Origin of the sequence: Chroococcidiopsis sp. SAG 2025, assembly GCF_032860985.1 — a bacterium.
Taxonomy (GTDB): domain Bacteria; phylum Cyanobacteriota; class Cyanobacteriia; order Cyanobacteriales; family Chroococcidiopsidaceae; genus Chroococcidiopsis.
The window spans coordinates 3,779,701-3,802,156 of the sequence record NZ_JAOCNC010000001.1 but is presented as its reverse complement, the minus strand read 5'-3'; the positions used below and the strand labels follow the sequence as shown (position 1 = coordinate 3,802,156).

16 protein-coding genes are annotated in these 22,456 nt (G+C 46.1%); 7 read left to right on the top strand and 9 right to left on the bottom strand.

The genetic code is table 11. The features are described from left to right. The first annotated feature begins 47 nt into the window (after window positions 1–47). The 3 genes from N4J56_RS18435 to N4J56_RS18425 all read left to right on the top strand — a co-directional run bounded on the left by N4J56_RS18435 (window position 48) and on the right by N4J56_RS18425 (window position 3,922). Window positions 48–722, top strand: a complete 675-nt coding sequence (locus N4J56_RS18435) for a DevA family ABC transporter ATP-binding protein (protein WP_317107763.1) — start codon at window positions 48–50, stop codon at window positions 720–722. Window positions 723–800: 78 nt separating this feature from the next. After that, on the top strand, window positions 801–938 hold the full coding sequence (locus N4J56_RS18430) for a hypothetical protein (RefSeq protein ID WP_317107762.1): 138 nt from the start codon (window positions 801–803) through the stop codon (window positions 936–938). Then, the gene (locus tag N4J56_RS18425) at window positions 935–3,922 is read left to right on the top strand and encodes a GAF domain-containing protein (protein ID WP_317107761.1); all 2,988 of its coding nucleotides are present in this window, start codon (window positions 935–937) and stop codon (window positions 3,920–3,922) included. Before N4J56_RS18430 ends, N4J56_RS18425 begins: the two co-directional genes overlap by 4 nt. Before the next feature lie 156 nt (window positions 3,923–4,078). Here N4J56_RS18425 and N4J56_RS18420 read toward each other — a convergent pair whose 3' ends face one another. From N4J56_RS18420 to N4J56_RS18405, 4 genes are all read right to left on the bottom strand, one after another. Next, the gene (locus tag N4J56_RS18420) at window positions 4,079–4,969 is read right to left on the bottom strand and encodes a metalloregulator ArsR/SmtB family transcription factor (RefSeq protein WP_317107760.1); all 891 of its coding nucleotides are present in this window, start codon (window positions 4,967–4,969) and stop codon (window positions 4,079–4,081) included. Between the two features lie 78 nt (window positions 4,970–5,047). Further along, window positions 5,048–5,407, bottom strand: coding sequence for a DUF433 domain-containing protein (locus tag N4J56_RS18415; RefSeq protein ID WP_317107759.1), 360 nt, complete (start codon window positions 5,405–5,407; stop codon window positions 5,048–5,050). A 9-nt stretch (window positions 5,408–5,416) separates the two neighbouring features. Beyond that, window positions 5,417–6,517 carry an aspartate carbamoyltransferase catalytic subunit gene (locus tag N4J56_RS18410; RefSeq protein WP_317107758.1) on the bottom strand — a complete coding sequence of 367 codons (1,101 nt, stop codon included), beginning with the start codon at window positions 6,515–6,517 and terminating at the stop codon, window positions 5,417–5,419. 160 nt (window positions 6,518–6,677) lie between these two features. Next, window positions 6,678–7,043 (bottom strand): response regulator, encoded by a 366-nt coding sequence (locus N4J56_RS18405; protein WP_317107757.1) that lies wholly within the window; start codon window positions 7,041–7,043, stop codon window positions 6,678–6,680. A gap of 455 nt (window positions 7,044–7,498) precedes the next feature. Between N4J56_RS18405 and N4J56_RS18400 the strand changes: the two genes are divergently transcribed. Then, the gene (locus N4J56_RS18400; protein ID WP_317107756.1) at window positions 7,499–8,692 is read left to right on the top strand and encodes a 4-hydroxy-3-methylbut-2-enyl diphosphate reductase; all 1,194 of its coding nucleotides are present in this window, start codon (window positions 7,499–7,501) and stop codon (window positions 8,690–8,692) included. Window positions 8,693–8,727: 35 nt separating this feature from the next. On the opposite strand, the gene N4J56_RS18395 is transcribed toward N4J56_RS18400, so the two are convergent. Beyond that, window positions 8,728–9,375, bottom strand: a complete 648-nt coding sequence (locus N4J56_RS18395; RefSeq protein ID WP_317107755.1) for a metalloregulator ArsR/SmtB family transcription factor — start codon at window positions 9,373–9,375, stop codon at window positions 8,728–8,730. Window positions 9,376–9,633: 258 nt separating this feature from the next. Here N4J56_RS18395 and N4J56_RS18390 point away from each other — a divergent pair, with 258 nt between their 5' ends. The 3 genes from N4J56_RS18390 (at window position 9,634) to gltB (ending at window position 16,730) form a co-directional block, all read left to right on the top strand. Beyond that, entirely contained in the window at window positions 9,634–10,038 is a 405-nt protein-coding gene (locus N4J56_RS18390; RefSeq protein WP_317107754.1) for a RidA family protein, read from the top strand. Window positions 10,039–10,437: 399 nt separating this feature from the next. After that, window positions 10,438–11,850, top strand: coding sequence for an argininosuccinate lyase (gene argH / locus N4J56_RS18385; protein ID WP_317107753.1), 1,413 nt, complete (start codon window positions 10,438–10,440; stop codon window positions 11,848–11,850). A gap of 143 nt (window positions 11,851–11,993) precedes the next feature. Then, window positions 11,994–16,730 carry a glutamate synthase large subunit gene (gene gltB, locus N4J56_RS18380; protein ID WP_317107752.1) on the top strand — a complete coding sequence of 1,579 codons (4,737 nt, stop codon included), beginning with the start codon at window positions 11,994–11,996 and terminating at the stop codon, window positions 16,728–16,730. 141 nt (window positions 16,731–16,871) lie between these two features. Here gltB and N4J56_RS18375 read toward each other — a convergent pair whose 3' ends face one another. The 4 genes from N4J56_RS18375 to N4J56_RS18360 form a co-directional block, all read right to left on the bottom strand. Next, on the bottom strand, window positions 16,872–18,203 hold the full coding sequence (locus N4J56_RS18375) for a PAS domain-containing sensor histidine kinase (RefSeq protein ID WP_317107751.1): 1,332 nt from the start codon (window positions 18,201–18,203) through the stop codon (window positions 16,872–16,874). A gap of 1 nt (window position 18,204) precedes the next feature. After that, complete coding sequence (locus tag N4J56_RS18370) at window positions 18,205–18,366, bottom strand: hypothetical protein (protein WP_317107750.1); 162 nt, start codon at window positions 18,364–18,366, stop codon at window positions 18,205–18,207. A 337-nt stretch (window positions 18,367–18,703) separates the two neighbouring features. After that, on the bottom strand, window positions 18,704–20,566 hold the full coding sequence (locus N4J56_RS18365; RefSeq protein WP_317107749.1) for a CheR family methyltransferase: 1,863 nt from the start codon (window positions 20,564–20,566) through the stop codon (window positions 18,704–18,706). Window positions 20,567–20,576: 10 nt separating this feature from the next. Continuing rightward, the gene (locus tag N4J56_RS18360) at window positions 20,577–22,274 is read right to left on the bottom strand and encodes a chemotaxis protein CheB (RefSeq protein ID WP_317107748.1); all 1,698 of its coding nucleotides are present in this window, start codon (window positions 22,272–22,274) and stop codon (window positions 20,577–20,579) included. Window positions 22,275–22,456 lie beyond the last annotated feature (182 nt).

The window sequence follows — 22,456 nt, the reverse complement described above, 5'->3', positions numbered from 1 at the left end:
CCTTTTTAAGGGGGACGGAAGGGGGATCTAATATAGGGAGCGAGTAAATGAAAGAACCTGCGATCACTATCCATAATCTCAATCACTACTATGGCAAAGGGGCGCTAAGAAAACAGATATTATTCGATATTAATTTAGAGATTAACGCTGGAGAAATTACCCTCGTGACTGGAGCATCAGGATCGGGTAAAACGACATTACTGACTTTAATTGGTTGTTTGCGTTCCGTGCAAGAAGGAAGTTTAAAAATTTTAGGCAAAGAACTGTTTGGTACGAGCGAAAAACAGCTAGTAAAATTTCGGCGACAAATTGGTTATATCTTTCAAGCTCACAATTTATTAGGATTTTTAACAGCAAAACAAAACGTACAAATGTCAGTAGAATTAGACCGCGATCTATCTTCATCATCTGCTGAGGCTAGATCGACAACTATATTACAAACTGTAGGCTTAGGTCATCGAATTGATTACTATCCAGACAATCTTTCTGGAGGACAAAAACAACGAGTTGCGATCGCTCGTGCTTTGGTCAATCATCCAAAAATCGTCCTAGCAGACGAACCTACAGCTGCATTGGACAAGCAATCGGGACGCGATGTCGTCGAACTCATGCAATCTCTAGCTAAAGAACAAGGATGTACTATTTTGATGGTGACTCACGACAACAGAATTCTCGATATTGCCGATCGCATAATTGAAATGGAAGACGGTCATTTAACCTAAAGAATTACCAACAAACACATAAAGAATCGACAACCATCTTGATAACCAGCGACCGATTGAAGCGATAGGCTATTTTTAATGAAGTCAGAAGTCAAAAGTCAAGAATTGGTAGGGGCGGGTTTAGCAGAGTTCTCTATCAATGACAAAGATTTTTTGACAAAACCCGCCCGTGCAAAAGTCAAAATGAGATTTTTGCAAATGACAAATGACAAATGACAAATGACAACCCCAAGAATATGCCTAAGACTCAAGATCCTTCTTCTCAGTCCAAAAATGGTAAGGCAAATTCTAGTACCACTCTGGGTACAGACTCTCATCAAGGGGACTTGAAGAAAAGCAACACGCTGCGACCAATTCAGCAGATGCGATCGTGGAATTTGAAATTGAAAGCAACGATCGCGGCTGTTGTTGCTAGCGCCCTTCCAGCATTGGTAGTTGGTACGACGAATTACTTGGGAACTCAGGCAATTCACAAACAAGTTACTCAAGCCAGACAGCAAAATGTCGCTGAGTTAACCACAACAGAAAATGCCCTGCAACGGCAACTACAATCGCAAGTACTGGAAACTGGATTAATCGCAGCTTGGGCGGCGGCGATCGCATTTTTTTTAGTGCATCGTGCGATTCGTCCAGTGCTAGATGCTACAGCAGTTTCTACTAAATTAGTCAATAGATTGAGTCAAGAAGATCTAGATGCTCGCGATCGCGTTGCTGGTCAAGACGAATTAGTTGCCCTAGAATCAAATATCAGCGCGATCGAACAACAATTGCCAAAACTGTTATGGCAGCAAGAAGCTGAAGCCGAACGTGCCAGAATCTTGATGAAGATCGCGCACCAGATCGGGGAATCGCTATCGGAAGCAGATGTCCTCAGAACGACTGTAGAAGAAGTCCGCAAAGCCTTTAAAGTCGATCGCGTCGCGATCTTTCGCTGTCATAATGACTCTTTATGGGATGGAACTTTTGTAGAAGAATCGGTAGCATCGAGCTATCCTAAAATGCTGTGGGCGACAATCGATACAAACTTTTTCCAAGAAGAAAACATCGAGTTATATCGCCACGGTCGCGTGCAGGCAATTGATAATATTTATCAAGCGGATCTACCTGATGCTCGGATTGGACTACTAGAGAGATTCGCGATCGCGTCACAATTAAGCGCGCCAATTATCAAAGACAATCGGCTATATGGCTTATTAATCGCCAATCAGTGTAAGCAGTCACGCTCCTGGCAGCACTCGGAAATCGATTTAATTGCCCATGTAGCGGCACAAGTCGGATTTGCCCTCAAACACGCTGATTTGCTCGAACAAATAGATACGAAAGCCAAGCAAGCCAAGCTATCGATCGATATTACCCGTCGAATTCGAGCTTCGCTCAACGAAGAGGATATTCTTAAAACTACCGTCGAAGAAGTCCGTAAAGCGATGAAAACAGATCGGGTCATCGTTTATGGCTTTGACTTCAATTGGTACGGTACGGTCATCGCTGAATCAGTCGTACCAGGGTTTCCCAAAGCTATGTGGGCGCAAATTCAAGACCCGTGCTTTGCTGAAGATTATGTAGATAAGTATCAGCAGGGTAGGATAAACGCGATCGAGGATATCCATGCTGCTAATTTAAGCGAGTGTTATTTACAACAACTCGAACCATTTGCAGTCAAGGCAAATTTAGTCGCACCCATACTCAAAGACGATCGCTTATTTGGCTTATTGATTGCCCATGAGTGTGCTAGAACCCGTCATTGGCAGCAATGGGAGATCGATTTATTTACCCAGTTAGCCGCTCAAGTCGGATTTGCCCTCGACCATGCTAGGTTGTTACAACGCATCGATGCTGAGGGTTCTCGCAGCCAATTACTCGCCCAGGTAACGCGCCGAATTCGAGCCTCGCTCAACGAAGAGGACATTCTCAAAACTACTGTCGAAGAAGTCCGCAAAGCGGTAAAAACAGATCGCGTGCTGGTGTATGGTTTTGACGCTGACTGGTACGGTACGGTCATCGCCGAATCAGTCTTACCAGGATTTCCCAAAGCTATGTGGGCGCAAATTCAAGACCCTTGTTTTGCACATGGTTATGTTGAAAAATATCAGCAGGGAAGGGTAAACGCGATCGATGATATCTATGCTGCGGATTTGAGCGAATGCTATTTGCAACAGCTAGAACCGTTTGCAGTCAGAGCAAATTTAGTTGCCCCGATTTTGAAGGGCGATCGCTTATTTGGTCTGTTAATCGCTCATGAGTGTGCCAAGCCGCGCCACTGGCAACAGTGGGAGATCGATCTATTTACCCAATTAGCCACTCAAGTCGGATTTGCCCTCGACCATGCTAGGTTGCTCAACCAAATTGATCGAGCCTATCAAACAGCTACAGCGACATCTCAAGAGGAACGCCAGCAAAAAGAGGGACTTCAGCGTCAGATATCAGAAATGCTGCGAAGTAGCCAAACCTCTGTCAAAACTCTTTCCCAAGAAGCGATCGCCCAAATGGATTCGGTTACACTTGCCTACGATCGCGTTCAGGCTGTCGCTCAAGTCACGGAAAAAATCGTGGCTACCGTCCAAGAAGCAGAACGCCAAATTCAACCAGCCAAACCCACAGTAGAAACTGGTGAAGGGGTTGTCGAGCAAACTATAAATACGATTGTGGCTACCCAAACAGCAATTTTTGAAGTTACTCAGAAGCTAGATCGACTCGATCGCTCGACCCAAAAATTACCGCAAGCAATTGAGATTATCGGTCAGGTCATGTATCAACTTCAGTTGCAAGCGATGAATATTAAATTTGCTGTCTCACGCACTACCAACGGAGACAATTCAGAGTTTGTTCCCATAGCAGAAAAATTGCTTGCTTCAATTGGGCAGTTAGAAACAGAATTTACTCAAATGAAACTTCTGGTGGCAAACGTTCAGGCAGATACCAGGGAAGCGGCGATCGCGATTGAGGGGACAGAACAGGCGATCGTTAAACGTCAAGTCATAGAAGAAACTCAGCAAAAACTCAATCAAATTGCTGCCTTCAGCGCCCAGATGATCTCATTTTTTGAACGGGTTTCCCAAGCTGCAGCCAGTCAAACACAGGCTTCGGCTGCTGCTAATCAAGCTATTTTGCAAGCAGCAAATATTGCTAGCAAGACTTCGGAGCGATCGATGGCAATGGCAGAATCTTTCACCAAACTCGCCGCCGCAACTCAAGAATCGTAAGTTTACTTTAGATCTTATACTGGGCGACTGTAAGTCGCGGCTACACAGATAAAACCTGCCTCCGCAGGTTTCAAAGCCTCTGTGTTCCACCGGTCCGCGCAGACGGACTAGCCTGCTGCCAGCCGCTGCGCGTCTACGCTTGTGTAAGCGCGAATTCTATTCGCCAAGCCTTGGCTCATTACCCATTTCCGTTCTCAATCTCTGTTCTAAGTTTTCCAAGTCTACGCCTAAATTTCTCAATACTATTACTCCCATGCCTTGCCCTTCGCGGAGAATTCCTAACAATAAATGTTCCGTGCCAATGTGTCGATGGTTGAATTCTCGTGCCTGTTTTAAAGAAAATTCTAAGCATTGCTTTGCCCTTGGAGTAAAGGGAACTTCCGCTCTCGGCGAACCTGTACCTCTGCCAATTTTTTTTTCTACTTCAATTCTAGTATTCTCAAAATTAACTCCCATTGCAGTCAGAACTCGTGCGGGAAGTCCACTTTCTTCAGCAACTACGCCTAGTAATAACTGTTCTGTACCGATGTAATGATGTTTCAAGCGCTTAGCTTCATATTGAGCTAGAATAATTGCTTGAATTGCCTGTTGAGTAAATCTTTCAAATCCTATAGGTAAGGCAACTCGATCGAAAATACTGCCAAAAAAACCTTCTAGCGATCGCAAAAATCCTTCAAACATAAATCCTCCATAAGTAGATTCATTTTGAATTAATTCCGCCGCTGAGTAAGTTTCATCTGCTATTGAGGTACGTTGGCGAATATTGCAACCGTTGTACAAGAAAGACAATAAATCTTCCATCGTTGCAGCATTGGCGGAATACCAAAGAAATTGTTTATCTCTCTTGGCATTCACTAAACCCTCATGGCGTAACTTTTCCAAATGGTGTGAAAGGGTGGAATTGGGAATATTCAGCACCGCTTGAATCTCCCCTACTGTCCTTCCTTCTGGATATGCAGCAAACAGCGATCGCATAATCTCCAGCCGAGGTTCCGATCCCAGCGCCGCAAAAATATCTGCATACTGCGCTGTATCTTTATTTTCCATATTTCTAGTTTAATCGAAATAACTGAAATGTCAATCAAAAGTTCTCTAGCTACATCAGCAACAGGGCATTATCTAAAGCTACTCAATCCATCCTTTCATCTCATCAGGAGACAGCACTTCATAGATTAAAACTAAACTTAAAGCCTTCAGTTTTGCGTGTAGCCGAGAAGGACGATCGCGCATCAAGGCATTGACAAACGCTTCATCTTCCTGCATTTGCTGCTCGATTTCGGCTTGGCGATCGTAATAATAAGCGATCGCTGCATGGACAGATGCCAAGGATAAATTATACTTGCCCGCAATTAATTCTAGGGATTGACCCATGCGTAGATACATCATGGCAATCTCTGCTACTGTGATGCGAGTTCCAGCTATGCGCGGTTTGCCACCCCGTATTTCTGGTGTAATCTCAATGTGCCGATTCAGTGTAACTTCCATAGCAATATCCTAAACCTTACCCCCACCCATCAGATATAACAGCGCCATCCGCACCGCTACCCCACTCGTCACCTGCTGAGAAATCAGACTGAACTGGGGATCGTCCATCAGATCGGAACTAATTTCTACACCTCGATTGACTGGACCTGGGTGTAAAACTTTGACATCAGGTTTACAAAATTGTAAGCGATCGCGCGTAATGCCAAATAACTGATGATACTCTCTAATACTGGGTAAGAGGTGCTGCGTCATGCGTTCCCTTTGTAACCGCAGTGTCATCACAAAATCTGCATCTTGTAATGCAGGTTCGATTTGCCAATGTAAGAATAATTTGCGATTTGGGAATTGGGAATTAGTAGTTGGTGAGTGGCTAGTGGCTAGTGGCTGGTGGTTGGTGACCGGAATTGCTCCCTTGTCCCCTTGTCTCCCTGCTCCCAGCTCCCAGCTCGTCCCTGCTCCCTGCTCTCCAACAAACTCCCCAAACAGCTGCGGTAACAAAGTCGGTGGTGCAGCAAGGTGGACTTCTGCCCCGCTAGCGGTTAAGCTCCAGATATTCGATCGCGCTACCCGTGAATGAAGGATATCCCCGACGATCGCAATTTTTTTCCCCTGTAACAGTTCCAAGCGCGGACGATCGGGATCGAGCAGAGTGCAAATTGTAAATAGATCGAGTAAAGCTTGAGAAGGATGTTCGTGCTGTCCGTCCCCAGCATTCAAGACTCCGACGCGGACATTCAAGCGATCCATTTCAGCTGCGATCGCTTGAGGAACTCCCGCTTCTCGATGGCGGATCACCATCATATCGGTTCCCATTGCCAAGTAGGTTTTTGCCGTGTCTAATATTGTTTCCCCCTTCGTCAAAGAAGAGGTAGAGGCGGTAAAGTTTAGCGTATCTGCCGATAAACGTTTGGCTGCTAATTCAAAACTGCTGCGGGTACGAGTCGAAGATTCAAAAAATAAATTCGTTACCACCTGTCCTTGTAAGGTTGGGACTTTCTTCGTCCGCCGCGTCAACACCTCTCGAAAACTGGCAGCGGTCTGCAACACCGTGTTGTATTCTTCCGGCGTAAAATCTTCTAGAGACAAAATGTGATGGCGATTCCAGATCATAGGGAGTTGGGAGCAGGGAGAAGAGAGAGTCGCGGAGATCTCGGGAGCTGAGGAGATAAAATAACTAACTGGTCACTGGTCACTGTCACCCTACACCCTATTTACTACTAGCCACTAGCCACCAGCCACTAGTCACTGTCAACCGTCTACCAACAACCAATTACCCACCAAAGAGATTGTTAATTGCTGAGAGCAATTCGTTTAAGTTTACTGGTTTATGAAAGTAACCGTCAGCCCCTTGTTGTAAAGCACGGCGACGAGTTGCCATATCTGCTTCAAATGAAAGAAACCAGATAGGTATACTAGCTGTAATCGGTTCATCACGCAACTGTCTTAAAATTTCGTATCCATTTTGTTCTGGCAGCTCCAGTTCGCAAATAATTAAGTTTGGCTGTTGTTCTCTGGCTAATTGTAAGCCCGAGCGACTATTATCTGCGGTCAAAACCTGAAAGTTATTCAAGGCGAGAAAGTCAGAAATTAATAGTAGAGAATATTCATCATTATCAATTACTAGAATTTTCCTCACTGCTATCTCGCGATAAACTTCATCTCAGAACAGAATTGGTATTTACCCCAACTAATTTGGAGATTTTGACTGCAATCCCCAGTAGTTCGTAGTAATTACGGACTTGTTTTTACAACTTTGTAACGCTATAACTTTTGTTATACAGTATCATATTATACCTAAATTTTACTAAACTAACTTTTTTAGTAATGTATAGACAGTTCAAATTTATTAGCAGTTCAGGTGCTATAATGGACTGCTTCAAATTATCATCTGCTTTAAACTAGTAATAAACTTCACAAAGAGCGTGGGTAAATTCTCTTCTATACGGATGCGATAAATTAGACGATAAACAACGGGGCAATTCCGATGAGTTGATGTAGCAGTCCGATTGGTACATTAGAACGATCGCGCTTTGAGAAAGGTAGCCAAACAGCTTACGATCGAGAATAGAGACGCTTATGGGGAAACACTGCATGGATACGAAAGCTTTTAAACGATCGCTCCAACACTCGGAAAACTATCATCGTAAAGGGTTCGGTCATGAAGCTGAAGTTTCTGGGATGTTGCAGTCGGAATATCAAAGCAATCTGGTGCAGCAAATCCGAGATAACGGCTATACTCTGCAACAAGGTGATGTAACAATTCGCTTAGCAGAGGCATTTGGTTTTTGCTGGGGGGTAGAACGAGCTGTAGCAATGGCATACGAGACGCGCCAACATTTCCCCACGCAGCGGATCTGGATTACCAACGAAATCATCCACAACCCCTCTGTTAACCAGCGGTTGCAGGAAATGCAAGTCGGGTTCATTCCAGTTGTCGCTGGGGTCAAAGATTTTTCAGTTGTAGAATCGGGAGATGTCGCGATCCTACCCGCTTTTGGGGCTAGCGTGCAGGAAATGCAGCTGCTTCAAGAGAAAAATTGCAAGATTGTCGATACGACTTGCCCTTGGGTTGCTAAAGTCTGGAATACTGTCGAAAAGCACAAGAAAAGCGAGTATACCTCGATTATTCACGGCAAGTACAATCACGAAGAAACAATTGCCACCAGTTCTTTTGCGAATAAGTATTTAGTCGTGCTAAACATGGCACAAGCCGAATATGTGTGCAATTACATTTTGAATGGTGGTAATCGCGACGAATTTATGGCAAAATTCAGCCGTGCTTGTTCGGCAGGATTCAATCCCGATACAGATCTCGAAAAAGTTGGGATTGCCAACCAAACCACCATGCTCAAAAGCGAAACCGAGCAAATCGGTAAACTATTCGAGCGCACGATGATGCGAAAGTACGGTCCCGATACGCTAAACCAACACTTTATCAGCTTTAACACCATTTGCGATGCTACCCAAGAACGGCAAGACGCGATGTTTCAATTAGTTGAAGAAAAGTTAGACCTGATGGTCGTCATTGGTGGTTTCAACTCTTCTAACACGACTCATTTACAAGAAATCGCGATCGAGCATCAAATTCCGTCCTATCACATCGACAGTGCCAACCGGATCGGTACAGCGAATCAGATCGAGCATCGCTTACTCAGTGGGGAGGTTACAGCCACAGAAAATTGGTTGCCCAGTGGCAAAATTACCGTAGGGATTACTTCCGGTGCTTCCACACCCGATAAAGTTGTGGCTGACGTGGTAGAGAAGATTTTTGCGCTCAAAATGTAGAAACGTGACATGTAGAGACGTGACATGTCATGTCTCTACATTTGTTTGATTCGATATACACAACGCCGTCCGCCTGCAATCAAATGTTCGGTACGAGCGATCGCCACGTCTTCACCTAGAGTCGATTGAAAGACTTCTAGTTCTTGGCTGCAAAGTCCCGTGCAAGCTGTGGCGGCGGCGCAGATCGGGCAGTGGTTTTCAATTAATAGAAATGAGCCGTCTGAGAGAGATTCAACGTCTGCCATGTACCCTTCGTCGGTACGTATAGTTGCTAGTATTTCTAGCCGCTGCTGAATACTGCTAGTGGTATGAATCTGCTCTCGATATGCTTCAATTTGTTGGCGAGTTCTAATTTCCAGCAGCCGTTCTAATCCTTCCGATCCAAAAGCTTCTGTGACTGAATTGATTAGACTCAACGTTAACTCGGCATATCCATGAGGGAAAAAGCGATCGGCAGCAGGGGTGAGTTGCCACAACTTCGCCGGACGACCCATCGCCCGTTGTTCTTCCTGATACGTCACGAGTTGCTCTTTTTGCAGTGCATATAGATGTTGTCGCACTGCCATTGCAGAAATTTTAAAGTGAGAAGCAAGCGCAGCAGCATCCATCGCCCCTTCTTGTTTCAGCAATTTGACGATCGCTCGTCTTGTCCGAATGTTTTGATTCTGTGGCTCGGTTTTCATGGGGATAAGGGCAGGAGGTAGAAGGCAGAAAATAAAGAAAAGCCTTTACAAAGTTGGTTTTGTCTTTTAAACTCTAGTTTATAACGAAATATCTTTAGAAAGTGAAGGCAAGTACGGGTTTCGTATTGCATGATTTACGTAGTTTCAAAAGATTTTGCCAAATAGGATTGCTGGCGAGCGCAATTCAGATGGTAGGGGCGCACAGCTGTGCGCCCCTACGAACCATATGTATTCCATCTGTTATTCGGAGTCAAAAGGATGAATAGAGAAATTCAACGCATCAATCCAGTCGGGTTATACGATCCTTCTCCAAACGGTTACACGCATGTTGCGATCGCACCAGCAGGAGCAAGCATCGTTTATATTGCTGGTCAAGGTGGTGAGGACGAAAATGGCAATCTTGCTGATGACTTTGCCACCCAGTTAAAACAGGCTTTTGCCAATCTTGACATCGCTTTGAATGCGGCTGGTGCGCGCCCAGAACATGTGGTGAAGCTGACTACGCTGGTGGTGAATCATGACGAGTCTAAACTACAGCAATTAGGAGCTGAGGTAAAGGTAAGGTGGGGCGATCGCCCACCAACCCAAACTTTAATTCCAGTGCCAAGATTAGCCCTCGATCGCATGTTATTTGAAGTTGATGCCGTAGCAGTATTACCCTAGCTTTTCTTCTTTTAACTTTTGACTTTTGATTTTTGACTTTTGATTTTTGTCCCAAGCATGGAACACCTCTAGAGAGTGACTTGCCTGTGACAAAGCACACAGTTTCAGGTGTCAGCTGCAAAATATATTTATGAAGAACCACAAACTGAATTTTCAGTTTTTCTGTCTTGTTTGGGAAAATCTGTATTTAAAAATACAGATTTCAAGTTTTAATTATGCGTTAGCTGAGACGACAAAACTATTAACGAATAATCCTTCTGAAATCCAAAGTCTCAAATCTAAAATTTACAATGTTAGGGTTCATTCACAAAATATTCACAGCTTTTTTTTAGAGTCAGAGGTAATTCTGTAACGATCGCAATACATCTTCACACTTAGGTAACTTAGGGTACAGGAAAGTTGAACACGCACCTCCCGAAATCACCAGCGAAATCCCAAACTTGGAGCCAGCGATTTGAAACGGCTTTGCATCCCGCGATCGCCCGTTTTAACGCTAGTATTGGCTTCGATATCGAACTGATCGAATACGATCTGACAGGTTCGATCGCCCACGCTCAAATGCTGGCGCATACAGGTATTATTACCCCAGAGGAAGCACAACAACTGGTATCGGGTTTAGAACAAATTCGCCAAGAATATCGCCACGGGCAATTTACGCCAGGAATTGAAGCGGAGGACGTGCATTTTGCGGTAGAACGACGCTTGACAGAAATTGTGGGCGATGCGGGGAAAAAGCTACACACAGCGCGATCGCGGAACGATCAAGTCGGTACGGATATTCGCCTTTACCTGCGTCACCAGATTCAAGAAATTCAAGCTCAAATTGGGCAAATGCAAACGGTTTTGCTCGATTTAGCCGAACAGAATATTGAAACGCTGATTCCTGGCTACACGCACTTACAACGCGCTCAACCCCTGAGTTTAGCCCATCATTTGCTAGCATATTTTGAGATGCTGCAACGGGATAAAGAAAGACTTGCCGATGTCCGTAAGCGGGTGAATATTTCTCCTTTGGGTAGCGGTGCGTTAGCTGGAACTACCTTTCCCATCGATCGCCATTACACGGCTAAATTATTAGAATTTGATGGAGTTTATGCTAACAGCTTAGATGGAGTAAGCGATCGCGATTTTGCCATAGAGTTCTTAGCAGCGGCAAGCATCATTATGGTGCATTTGTCGCGACTATCTGAAGAAGTGATTTTATGGGCATCGGAAGAATTTAGTTTTGTCAAACTCAAAGATAGCTGCGCGACTGGTTCTAGTATCATGCCGCAAAAGAAAAACCCTGACGTGCCGGAGTTGGTGCGGGGTAAAACTGGGAGAGTTTGCGGACATTTACAGGCATTATTGGTACTGATAAAAGGCTTGCCTTTAGCTTACAATAAGGATTTACAAGAAGATAAAGAAGCGTTATTTGATGCCGTTCGTACCGTTAGTGCTTGTGTCGAAGCAATGACAATTTTGTTTGCTGAAGGATTGGAGTTTCGGACTCCACGCCTCGCCCAAGCAGTAGCAGAAGACTTTTCTAATGCTACAGATGTCGCCGATTATTTAGCTACTAAAGGCGTACCATTTCGGGAAGCTTATAACTTGGTAGGTAAGGTCGTAAAAACCTGTATCGCCGCGGGCAAACTTTTGAAGGATTTAACTTTAGCAGAATGGCAAGAATTACATCCAGCATTTGATACTGATATATACCAGGCGATCGCTCCTCATCAAGTCGTTGCTGCCCGTAATAGTTATGGTGGTACGGGATTCGAGCAAGTACGAAAAGCTTTGGCAACAGCCCGAGAGAAAATGCGGGAGTCGTAGGAATAAGTCAAAAGTCAAAAGTTAAAAGTCAAAACTGAGAAAATAGGAGTTATGACTAACGAGTAACTACTGTCATCTCCTGTCCTTTAATGACAAATGACAAATGACCAATTACTTATAAAAACATCACTTAGGACTAGCTTATGGACAGCAACCAAGTCAATCAAAATCAATATAAAAATACAATAAATCCTCACGCTGCGGATGCTGTTGAATCAGTGAATTCCTACGTGGAACCTAGATGGCTGGTAGAAGAAAGAGATGCGTGTGGAGTCGGACTGATTGCCCAACAGCAAAATATTCCCAGCCACGGTATTGTAAGTGCAGCACTCAAAGCATTGGGATGCCTGGAACACCGAGGTGGTTGCAGCGCCGATAATGATTCTGGCGATGGTTCGGGTATTTTAAGTGCTATCCCGTGGGAACTGTTTCATGCCTGGATGAAAGAGCAAAATATTGCCATTCCACCCCAAGAACGCACGGGCATTGGTATGGTATTTTTACCGCAACAGCCAGCAGATGCTCAAGTTGTCAAACAAGTCACCGAACAAGTTGCTACTGCTGCTGGACTAACAGTCTTGGGTTGGCGAGTCGTCCCCGTGAAGCCAGAAATTTTAGGTATTCAAGCACGGGAAAACCAACCGCAAATCGAGCAAATAATTGTCAGTTCTGAGTTAACAGGCGAAGAACTGGAACGACAACTCTATATTACCCGCCGTCGCATCGGTAAGGCGATCGCGCAACAAACTCAACTTCAATGGTCGGAACACTGCTATATCTGTTCCTTCTCCTGCCGTACCATCGTCTATAAAGGTATGGTGCGCGCTGCCGTATTGGGCGAATTCTACCAAGACTTAACGAACCCTGCTTATCAAAGTGCTTTTTGTGTCTATCATCGCCGCTTCAGCACCAACACCTTACCCAAATGGCCCCTTGCCCAACCGATGCGCTTGTTGGGACACAACGGCGAAATTAATACGCTGCTGGGTAATATCAACTGGATGCTGGCGAGACAAGCCGACTTGAACCACCCTGTATGGCAAGGCAATTTGGATGCCTTAAATCCAATCGTACAACTCGATAACAGCGATTCTGCTACCTTAGACAACGTATTTGAATTGTTGGTGCGTTCCGGTCGCAGCCCCTCGGAAGCCTTGATGTTGATGGTTCCCGAAGCTTACCAAAATCAACCAGAACTAGCACAATATCCTGAAATTGTAGACTTTTACGAATACTTCAGCGGTATCCAAGAAGCTTGGGATGGTCCCGCCTTACTCGTATTCAGCGATGGCAAAACTGTAGGAGCTACACTAGACCGCAACGGCTTACGTCCAGCGCGATATGTCGTGACTAAAGATGGAATGCTGGTGGTTGCTTCCGAAGCCGGAGTGGTAGACCTGAAGGAAAGCGAAATTGTTGAAAAAGGCAGACTCGGACCAGGACAAACCATTGCTCTAGACTTAAACGAAGGCAGTATCCTCAAAAACTGGGAAATCAAACAGCGCGTCGCCACAGCACATCCATATGGTGAGTGGCTGAAACAATATCGCGTCGAACTAGGCAGGGGCGCACAGCTGTGCGCCCCTACAAAAACCACAAACCAGGAAAACGGTAACGGTTCTTCCCCTCACTCCTCACTCCTCACTCCTCACCCCTACACGAACAGACAAACCCTCCTGCGCCATCAAATCGCCTTCGGGTTCAGTAGTGAAGATGTGGAAATGACAATTCAGCCGATGGCGGCGGAAGGGAAAGAACCTACATTTTGTATGGGTGATGATATCCCCTTAGCGATCCTTTCAGGAAAGCCGCATTTGCTGTACGACTACTTCAAACAGCGGTTTGCCCAAGTGACCAACCCCGCGATCGATCCGTTGCGGGAAAGCTTGGTAATGTCGTTAAAAGTAGAATTGGGCGCTCGCGGTAACTTGCTCGACCCGAAAGCGGAAGATGCCCGACGCTTGCTGTTAAACTCTCCCGTATTACAGCAGGCAGATTTAGAGGCAATTACTCAATCTGGCTTTGAATGCGCCACGCTTTCGACGCAATATGACATTACTACTGGTCCCGCAGGATTGGCAAAAGCTGTAGAAAAACTGCAAGCTGATGCGGTTGCAGCTGTCAAAGCTGGCAAGCAAATTTTAATTCTGAGCGATCGCGCGCCCAATCCCATTAGCGCCGAAACTAGCTACATTCCGTCCCTACTAGCAGTGGGAGCCGTACACCACCACCTGATCAAGGCTGGACTGAGAATGAAAGCCTCGCTAGTCGTCGATACGGCGCAATGTTGGAGTACCCATCACTTTGCCTGTCTGATCGGCTACGGTGCATCTGCTGTATGTCCTTATCTCACCTTAGCAGCAGTGGAAAGTTGGCATAGCGACCCGAAGACCCAGCAGATGATGGAGCGGGGTAAAATGTCTCAACTGACGCTACAGCAAGCCTTAGCTAATTACCAAAAAGCTATCGAAGCCGGCATTCTGAAGATTCTTTCCAAGATGGGGATTTCACTGTTGTCGAGCTACCAAGGAGCGCAAATCTTTGAGGCGATCGGCATCGGACACGATTTACTCGCTCTAGGATTTTACGGCACGACATCACGTTTGGGCGGTTTGAGCATTAGCGAACTGGCTAGCGAAGTCCTATCCTTCCACACTCGCGCCTTCCCAGAAGTGACGGTGAAGAAGCTGGAAAACTTCGGTTTCGTCCAGTACCGTCCAGGGGGTGAATATCACATGAACAGCCCCGAACTGGCGAAGGCTTTGCACAAAGCTGTTGCTAGTCCAGATAATCACGACCATTACAACATTTACAAAAAACACCTGCAAAATCGTCCGTTAACTGCTTTGCGGGACTTACTCGACTTCCAATCCGATCGCAGTCCCATCTCGATTGAGGAAGTCGAACCAGCTAGCGCTATTGTCAAGCGCTTCTGTACGGGTGGCATGTCTCTAGGCGCATTATCGCGGGAAGCGCACGAAGTATTGGCGATCGCCATGAACCGGATTGGTGGTAAATCTAACTCTGGTGAAGGCGGAGAAGATCCAGTTCGGTTCAAGGTTCTAGAAGATGTGAGCGAAGGGCGTTCCTCGCTGCTACCGCATCTCAAGGGTTTGAAAAATGGCGACACGGCATCCAGCGCGATCAAACAAGTTGCTTCCGGTCGATTTGGCGTAACACCAGAATACCTGATGAACGCCAAGCAGATCGAAATTAAAATCGCTCAAGGGGCAAAACCAGGCGAAGGCGGACAACTTCCAGGTAAAAAAGTCAGCCCCTACATCGCCATGCTACGCCGTTCTAAACCAGGAGTAACATTGATTTCGCCGCCACCCCACCACGACATCTATTCGATTGAAGATTTGGCACAGCTAATTTTTGACCTGCACCAGATCAATCCCAAAGCCCAAGTTTCAGTGAAATTGGTAGCAGAAATTGGGATTGGGACGATCGCGGCAGGAGTAGCTAAAGCTAACGCCGACATCATTCAAATTTCGGGTCACGACGGTGGTACGGGTGCGTCACCCTTAAGTTCGATCAAGCACGCGGGTACGCCGTGGGAACTGGGACTGACGGAAGTGCATCGATCTCTAATGCAAAATAGCCTGCGCGATCGCGTGATTCTGCGCGTTGACGGCGGAATTAAGAGCGGTTGGGACGTGTTAATGGGTGCTTTGATGGGAGCAGAGGAATTCGGCTTCGGTTCGATCGCCATGATTGCCGAGGGTTGTATTATGGCGAGAATCTGCCACACGAATAATTGCCCTGTCGGTGTGGCTTCTCAACGGGAAGACTTGCGCCAGCGTTTCCCAGGGATTCCAGAACACGTTGTCAACTTCTTCTTGTTTATCGCGGAAGAAACACGCAGCCTGCTAGCACGGTTGGGATATCGTTCTATCGATGAAATTGTCGGTCGCGCCGACTTGCTGAAAGTCAGGGAAGAGGTACGCTTGACGAAGACGCAAACTCTCAACCTCGACTGCATCACCAAACTACCCGACACGAAAACCGATCGCGCTTGGTTGTCCCATGAAAGCGTCCACAGCAACGGACACGTCTTGGATGACGAGATTCTTGCCGATCCAGAAATTCAAGCCGCAATTCAAAATCAATCTGCCGTTAGCAAAACCTATAATGTCATCAACACCGACCGTACTGTAGGCGCGAGAATTGCAGGGGCGATCGCTTCCCTTTACGGTGATGATGGATTTGAAGGACAACTCGACCTCAACTTTACGGGTGCGGTAGGACAGAGTTTCGGTGCATTCAACTTATCGGGAATGACTTTGAAACTCGTTGGGGAAGCCAACGACTACGTAGGTAAAGGGATGCACGGTGGCGAAATTGTCATCACACCTCCTTCAGAAGCTAACTACGCGGCGGCTGAGAATGTTATCGTCGGTAACACTTGCTTGTATGGAGCGACGGGTGGAGTGCTTTTTGCTAACGGAATCGCAGGCGAACGCTTTGCAGTCCGTAACTCCAAAGGCATTGCAGTCATTGAAGGTGCAGGCGATCATTGTTGCGAGTACATGACTGGTGGCACGATTGTTGTTCTAGGTAAAGTTGGGAGAAACGTCGGTGCGGGGATGACGGGTGGATTAGCTTACTTCCTTGACGAAGAAGGAAATTTCTCTGAGTTAGTCAACCACGAAATCGTCAAGCTGCAACGAGTCAGTTCGCCTGAGGGAGAACAACAGTTGCGTCAGTTCATTCAAACTCACGCCGAACGAACCAATTCTGCTAAAGCGCAGGCAATTTTAGCTAATTGGTCAGAATATTTGCCTAAATTCTGGCAAGTCGTACCACCTTCTGAAGCTGATGCGCCGGAGGCTAACTCTAATGCTGCGGTTGGCAAAGAGTTGAGTTCGGTGAATTAAGGGAGTCGGGAGTCGGTCGGAGTTTTGCACTTGAAGTCAAGATCTCGATCCCCCCTAGCCCCCCTTCACAAGGGGGGAACCAATAGCCCCCTTGTGAAGGGGGTTGGGGGATCTCCAAGGACTGTGCATTTTAACCGATGTCTATTGCTGTTCTCTAACCCGACGCGGCAACTCGACGTAAAATGTCGAGCCTTGCTCTACTTTACTTTCAACCGAGATTTTTCCTCCCATCATCTTAACTAGGGAATCTGTAATTGCTAATCCCAATCCCGTACCTCCATGCTGGCGCGTCAGAGTTTGGTTGCCTTGGCGGAATGGTTGAAAAATAGATTGCAAGTCTTCTGGAGCAATACCAATTCCCGTATCTTCTACCGCGATCGCAATCCGGTCTGAACCTAATTCCCACACCCTAACTTCAACCTTACCCACTTCAGTAAACTTGATTGCATTCGATAGCAAATTGAGTAAGATTTGCCGCAGGCGAACGCTGTCGTTGCTAATTATGGAGGATTTAATAGCAAACGATCTCTGTAACTTCAAATGCTTCTGTTCGGCTAAACAGTGCATTTCTTCTGTTGTTGCTATAACTAAATCGACGACATTTAAAGGCTCTAATTTTAGAGTCAGCTTGCCAGCCTCAACTTTAGAAAAGTCGAGAATATCTTCAATTAAAACTAGCAAATGTTTCCCACTATTAAGGATGCGCGACACCATATTTTCTTGGGTTTGAGGCAAGGCACTTTGAGTCTGACGCAGTAATAACTGAGAAAATCCCACGATCGCGTTTAAGGGACTGCGCAGCTCGTGAGACATAATTGCTAAAAAATGCGCTCTTAGCTTTGCGGCTTCTTGTAATTGCAAGTTTTGTAATTGAACGGCACGAATCGCTGCTTCCGCTTGTTTGCGAGCGGTGATATCTCGGATCAGCCACCGCCATCCCTTGAGGTTACCACTCGCATCATACATGCTAGATACCGTCACGGCAGCATCAAAGGCTATCCCCTGGCGCGGACAAAATGTCAGCTCCCATTCTTCTAGTTGTTGTAATCGATCCAGTTTCTGTAATTGAATGCGGAAAGCTTGCCGTTGCTCGGAGGGAACGTAGTTAATCAGCGGTTTACCTACTAAGAATTGCTGTGGCACGTTGAGTAGTTTAGCAGCAGCGCGGTTGGCTTCGCGAATTTTTCCAGTTGCATCTGTCACAATGTAGCCATCGGGGGCAAACTCGAATAAGTCTAAGTAACGCTGGCGCTCTATTTCAACTTGAGAACGAGCGATCGCCAGTTCTTCATTTTGGGCTAATATTTCCTCTTCTGCTACGTGCAATTCCTCTAGCGTTATCCGTAGTTCTTCTAGCGATTGTTCTAGTAGTTCTTCCCGTTGCTCTGACGATGCTACTTTGGTGCGCTTGTATAACAAGGCTGCTTGTTTATAGGTGGTTTGTATTTTTTGATTAAATAGCCTCGCGTCCATTTTACACCTCCACCAATTGAGATTGTGGCAGTGGGCTGACCATGTGTTGTATGGCGATCGGCAATCCAGCTAAACCTGACCCTCTCAAGGTAAAAGCAAGGCAGCGCTTTGACCTGACATCAATTGTGGTGGGAGATAACACAGCGAGTAATAATCTACACATGAGTTTTGATAAAATTCTGTCAAAATTGCAATTTTTTTGGTATTTTTAGCTAATTAGCTTGTTGAATTCGGTGAAGTCAGGTGTTATTTTTAACGCAAAGGTTTTGATAAAAATGCGATATTTGTAGCAATAACATTAATGTAAGTTAAATGATGTATGTACGGTAACCAACATTATTTTTTTCACTTTTATCCAGCTATTTAGTACAAAATAGCTAATAAAGTGATCCTCTCAAACCTACTTAAAGGAAGAGAATAACTCAGTCAAAAGCTTTATTTAAACAGTTATCAGTTGTCAGTTATCGAGGAGTCACCGATCGCTGGTCGCTGGTCACTGGTCACTGGTTACTGTTCGCTGACTCTTGTTCTTCCATCAACATGATTACCCCGTGAATTCCTTGCCTTGCATCCAGTAAAGGGGTGAGAGTGACTTTACATTGAATCGCCTTACCGCGTCGATTAATCGCATCTAGAATCACTTCAATAGAGCGAGATTCTCCTGCTAGGCAAGACCGGATTTGCTGTCGCATCTGTCCGACTGGTAGACCGATATCCAAGTTTAAAAAATGTTGTCCTTCAACTTCGTGACTACGCAAGCCCCAGAGATCTTCGGCTTTATTATTCCAAACTTGGACTTGCAGTTCGCGATTCACGACTACCACTCCACCGCGAAGACTAGTGAGGATCGATGCTAGAAAGGCATTGACTTGATTCAGTTCGTCGCTGCGCAATCGCAATTCTTCATTAATTGTCTGCAACTCTTCGTTGGAAGATTGCAGTTCTTCATTCATGGTTTCCAATTCTTCGTTAGTCGATTGCAGTTCCTCGTTAGTTGTCTCCAGTTCTTCATTAGAAGATTGCAACTCTTCGTTGGTTGTCTCTAATTCTTCATTGGTTGACTGTAATTCTTCATAAGCCATTTCCAATTCTTGATTGGAATGTTCTAGTTCGTGTTGCAACCGCCGGGAGCGACTGACATCGATAAAAACAATGCTGCATCCCAGTATTCTCCCGTTAATATCTTGCAGGAGCAATATTTGTGCGTCAAAATATAAAGTCTCTCCAGAGGCAGAAATCCACTCTACCTCTGTTTGGCTGACAGCACGCCGTTCAGCATAAGCTTGGTCGATCCGAGAACGCAGTTCTAGAGGACGGTAAGAAATTTCTAGGTCTTGCAGCGGACGACCCAAATCTCTAGAGTGAATATTAAATAAGTTGCGGGCGCGTTCGTTAGCTAATGTGAGTAGTCCATTGACATCGATCGCTAGCTGTGCAGTGGGATTTATGTCGAATGCTGTATCCCGAATGCGGACGTGGTTAGCTAAATAACTTGCTTCGTCATCGACGTGATTGTTACCCATAAGCAACAAGCGATCGCGCATATTTCCTTTAGGAACTTTAATAAAAATTCGTCGCTTCAAATCAACCGGCGTGAAAAAATCACTATGGCTGAGTAACATTTCTGCTTTACCCAAAAATAAGAAGCCAGCATCATTTAAAGCAAAGTGAAAGCGGGCAATAATTCTCGATTGAGCTTCTGCATTGAAATACATCAACGTGTTGCGACATAACAATAAATCAATGCGGGAAATAGGTGCATCTTGTAACAGATCGTGACGACCGAAAATTACCGAACGGCGGAGGTCTTTACGAAAAGTATAAAAACCATTGGAACTCTCAAAGTAAAGTTCTAACATTTCCGGCGGGACGGAACTCACCTCTCGTTCGTTAAAAGTAGCATGGCGGGCTTGGTTGAGCGCTTCTTCATCCACATCTGTTGCATAAATTTTGACGCGCTGACGCAGCTGCTCAATGCCCACTGCTTCAGCCATCACTATTGCTAAAGTGTAAGCCTCTTGTCCCGAAGCACAGCCAGCACTCCAAATCCGAATCGGTTCCGTAGCTTCCTTGCGGGCAGTAATTCGAGGCACAATTTCTGTCATCACGTAGTCCCAGGTAGCGCGATCGCGAAAAAAGGACGTGACATTGATCAAAATTGTGTTGAATAAATAGACGAATTCCTCTGGCGCTACCTCTAGGCGATCCATGTAATCGCTGAAGTTCTCAAGGTCAAGCGCTTGCATTCGTTTGCGCACTCGCCGCATCAAACTAGATCGCTTGTAACCTGTAAAATCAAATCCGCGATTGCGTTTAATATAGTTAATTAGCGCTTCAAAGTCAGCATTAGCCTCATCCGTCATTCCTCATCCCTCATCCCTTTACCTCAACCGCAACTAGTTTTACCAAGGTAAGGGCAATCTCGTTCAAAGGTAAAACCAGAGCGGCAACGCCAGTATTGATGGCTGCTTCTGGCATTCCACCAAATTCAGCGGTCTTGTAGTCTTGGACAATTACGGTTCCGCCCATTTCTTCGATCGCCCTGGCTCCCATCGCACCATCGCTACCCGTACCCGTCAGAACAACTGCGATCGCCTGTTGTTTAAAACTAGCGGCTACCGATTCAAAGAGTAAATCTGCTGAAGGACGGACAAAATGTACGAGTTCTGAATGAGACAACGACAGGTTACTATCTGCATTGACCAGTAGGTGATGGTCTGGCGGCGCAATGTAAACTGTTCCCGTACGCAAATAATCTCCCGATCGGGCTTGTTTGACAGGCAGCTTTGTGCGACGGCTGAGAATATCTGCCATCATGCTAGGGTAGTGAGGACTTATATGCTGAACTACGGTAATAGCAGCTGGAAAATTTACGGGTAATGCCGATAGAACTTGGCTCAGAGCATTCAATCCTCCTGCGGAGGCGCAGATTGCTACAACTTTCTGAGGCAGCGAGGAGTCTTCCAAGGCAGGATGTTCCATTTTTGCTTCAGGATTACCTCCTGCGGCTGCATTCTTCTGCGATCCTACCACCTGTCCATTTGCTGTAGATGCGTCGCTCCCATTACTGTCGCTTTTCAAGATCAGTTGGCGCACTAAAGTCGCCTGTTGATGTGCGGCTCGTGCTTGTTCTTCAAACCGTCTAGCAGAATAAGTTTGCTGGCGATCGCGGGCGCGATCTCCCAATCGTTGTGTCAGGGCAGCTTTTTCTTCCAATGCCCGTAGTGCGCTCCACAGTGCATCTTCCAATGACTCTGACTGAGCGGCAAGTAAACTATCTGTAGAGTAAGCGTGACCCGTGCGACAGCGGAAGCGCATCAGCCTTCCTTCATCCAGTTCCCACAGCACGCCGCCGCAATCTGGACAACCATATGGGGAGGGTGTGCCAGGGCGATCGGGGTTTTGCATAGCATTTAACTCTAGTTCTGCCATGTCAGCCTCCATTTCCATATCATCAGATATGGCTGCTGTTTCTGTTACTATGGGTTGGCGAGCTAGCTCTACGAGCAAGGTTGCCATATCTGCCACGGGTAAAATGCGATCGACTTCTACATTTTCAATTGCACTGCGGGGCATTCCTAAATACATTGCCTCTTCAGGGTCTTGGACGATCGCCACGCCGACTCGTTGCTTCACTGCCATCAGTCCTGCTGTCCCGTCATCTAGCGTCCCCGACAGCACCACACCCACAACCCGTTGTCCGTATGCCCGTGCTGCCGAGCGAAACAATGGATCTACCGCAGGGCGATGACCGTTTTCTTTAGGACCGCGAGCCAGAGAAATCGAGCCGCGTTTGACGAGCAAGTGGAGATCGGGTGGTGCGACATAAATTCTGCCATATTCGATCTGCTCGCCATCTTGAGGATGAATTGCCTTGAGCGAGGATTGCTTCTGACGCTTGGCGATCGCCCGATTGAGAATTTTCGGGAGAATGCTATAACCTTCAGAAGGAATGTGCAGCACGACAAAAATTGCCGCTGGTATATCCCTCGGTAAAAGGCTCAGCAGTTGGGACAGCGCTTCTACGCCACCAGCAGAAGCCCCAATAACAATTATGTCGCGTCCAGGCATTAGATTAATTAGGGAGTTGGGAGTCGGGAGCAGGGAGTCGGGAGTAGGGGAAAGAGCAGCGACCGAACTAAGTTCACGCTAACAGAATATTGGAATAATAGCTTCACTCTATAGGGAGCAGGGAGCAGGGAGCAGGGAGCAGGGAGTAAAAGCATCTGACACAGAGTTATAATTAATACTCA